At 74.5% G+C, this 2,079-nt stretch carries 3 protein-coding genes and 1 pseudogene; all 4 read left to right on the forward strand.

Features of this window, described 5'->3' with window-relative positions:
- On the forward strand, window positions 1-536 hold a 536-nt coding region (locus NON00_RS24430), incomplete at its 5' end, for a MotE family protein (protein WP_370688768.1).
- A 44-nt stretch (window positions 537-580) separates the two neighbouring features.
- Window positions 581-967 carry a chemotaxis response regulator CheY gene (locus NON00_RS24435; RefSeq protein ID WP_256025411.1) on the forward strand — a complete coding sequence of 129 codons (387 nt, stop codon included), beginning with the start codon at window positions 581-583 and terminating at the stop codon, window positions 965-967.
- Window positions 960-1,493: a hypothetical protein gene (locus NON00_RS24440; protein WP_256025412.1), complete on the forward strand. Its 534-nt coding sequence runs from the start codon at window positions 960-962 to the stop codon at window positions 1,491-1,493. The genes NON00_RS24435 and NON00_RS24440 overlap by 8 nt, the downstream gene beginning before the upstream one ends.
- A 40-nt stretch (window positions 1,494-1,533) precedes the next feature.
- A pseudogene (locus tag NON00_RS24445) lies at window positions 1,534-2,079 on the forward strand (hypothetical protein); the annotation flags it as partial.

A 2,079-nucleotide genomic window follows, 5' to 3' on the forward strand; every position in this document is an offset into this window, starting at 1 on the left:
CCGGCGCGCCGCTGCGCCTCGCCCAATCCCAGCCCGAGGCCACCGGCCGCCCCATTCCCGCCGCCACCCCCGCCCGCCCGGCGCCGGTGGTGCCGCCCGTTTCCACCACCGCGCCCACCCCCGCCCCCTCGGCCGAGGATGCCATGGCCCAGGCCCTGCGCGCCCGGCGCGAGGTGCTGGATGAGCGCGAGCGCCGCATCGCCATGCGCGAGGCCGTGGTGGCCGCCGGGGAGCAGCGCCTGCAGGCGCAGCTCGACGCCCTGGCCGGCCTCCAGGCCCGCCTGGAGGAGAGCGAGCGCCAGACCCGCCAGCGCGACGAGGCGCATTGGACCAGCCTCGCCCGCCTCTACGAGACGATGCGCCCGCGCGAGGCGGCGGCGGTGTTCAACGAGCTGGAGCTGCCGCTGCTGGCGCAGATCGTCAACCGCATGCGCGAGCAGAAGGCCGCCCCCGTCTTCGGCGCCATGGAGCCCGAGCGCGTCCGCGCGCTGACCGCCGAGCTGGCGCGCATGCGCGCCGCCCGGCCCGGGCTCTAGCCCCGCCCTTTCCGCCCACTTCCTGCCCAGGAGAAACCGCCACGATGACCCTCGACCGCAACGTCAAAGTCCTGGTCGTGGACGACTACAAGACGATGACACGCATCATCCGCAACCTGCTCAAGCAGATCGACTTCCACGACGCCGACGAGGCGGCGGACGGACACGAGGCGCTGGCCAAGCTGCGCAGCGGCAATTACGGCCTGGTGATCAGCGACTGGAACATGCAGCCGATGACCGGGCTCGACCTGCTGAAGGAGGTGCGCGCCGATGCCCGGCTGAAGCACCTGCCCTTCATCATGGTCACCGCCGAGAGCAAGACGGAGAACGTGGTGGCCGCCAAGCAGGCCGGCGTCTCCAACTACATCGTCAAGCCCTTCAATGCCGAGACGCTGCGCGACAAGATCGAGAAGGTGATGGTGCATGGCTGACCCTGACGACGTGATCGCCGGCCTGCGCGGCAATCTGGCGGCCACCGCCACGACGCTGCTGCAGGAGCTCGAGGAGCTCAGCCGCGTCATCGCCACCGCGCGGGCCGAGGTCATCGCCCTGCGCGCCGAGGGGCTGGATGAGCGCGCCATCCCCACCGCGACCGACGAGCTGGCCGCCATCGTCCAGCACACGGCGCAGGCGACGCATGAAATCCTCGATGCCTGCGAGAAGCTGGAGCTGCTGGCGCCGAAGGCCGCGCCCGAGGTGGCGGAGGGGCTGACCGCCGCCACCACGCGCATCTACGAGGCCTGCGCCTTCCAGGACATCACCGGCCAGCGCATCGCCAAGGTGGTGAGCGCCCTGCAGACGATCGAGACGCGCATCGGCCGGGCCAAGGCCAGCCTGGCGGCGGAGGTGCAGCCGCCGCCGGCGGCCAATGCCCCGCGCGTGGACGGGCTGCTGAACGGCCCGCAGCTGCCGGGGGCCGCGATCAGCCAGTCCGCCATCGACGCGCTGTTCGACTGAGGGTGGTCATGCGGGGGGTGGCCATGCGGGGGGCGGGGTGATGCGGGCGGGCGGCTCTCCGGGCTGGCTGCTGGCGCTGTGGCTCGGCCTCGGGCCGGGGGCGGCGCTGGGGCAGGCGCTGGGGCAGGGGGCGCCCGCCGCGCCGCCTGTCTCGCCTGCTGTCTCTCCCGCCACCCCCTCCACCCCCGCCCCTGGCCCCACCCCTGGCCGCCCGGCGCCGCAGCGGGTGACGGTGCGCACCGGCCTGCACCCCGGCTTCAGCCGCCTGGTCTTCGACTGGCCCCAGGCCCCCGGCTATTCGCTGGTGCAGAAGGGGGAGGCGGTGGAGCTGGTCTTCGGCGCCGCCGGGCAACTCGCCTTCGAGGCCGCGGCGGTGCGCCCGCCGCGCAATATCCTGGCGGTGGAGCCGATGCCGGGCGGGCTGCGGCTGCGGCTGGCGCCGGGCAGCCGGGCGCGGCATTTCGTGCTCGGCAACCGGGTGGTGGTGGATCTGCTGGACCCGCCCGAGCCCCCCACGCCACCCGCCGCCGCCGGTTCCGCCAGCGCGGCCAGCGCCGCCCCGCCGCCGCGGCGGGCGCCTTCCGGG

The organism is Roseomonas sp. GC11 (assembly GCF_024437745.1).
In the GTDB taxonomy this organism is placed as follows: Bacteria; Pseudomonadota; Alphaproteobacteria; order Acetobacterales; family Acetobacteraceae; genus Pseudoroseomonas.

Excerpts from the sequence above, each read along its gene's own strand:
- NON00_RS24435 (WP_256025411.1), top strand. The coding sequence starts at position 581 with ATGACCCTCGACCGCAACGTCAAAGTCCTGGTCGTGGACGACTACAAG.
- NON00_RS24440 (WP_256025412.1), top strand. The coding sequence starts at position 960 with ATGGCTGACCCTGACGACGTGATCGCCGGCCTGCGCGGCAATCTGGCG.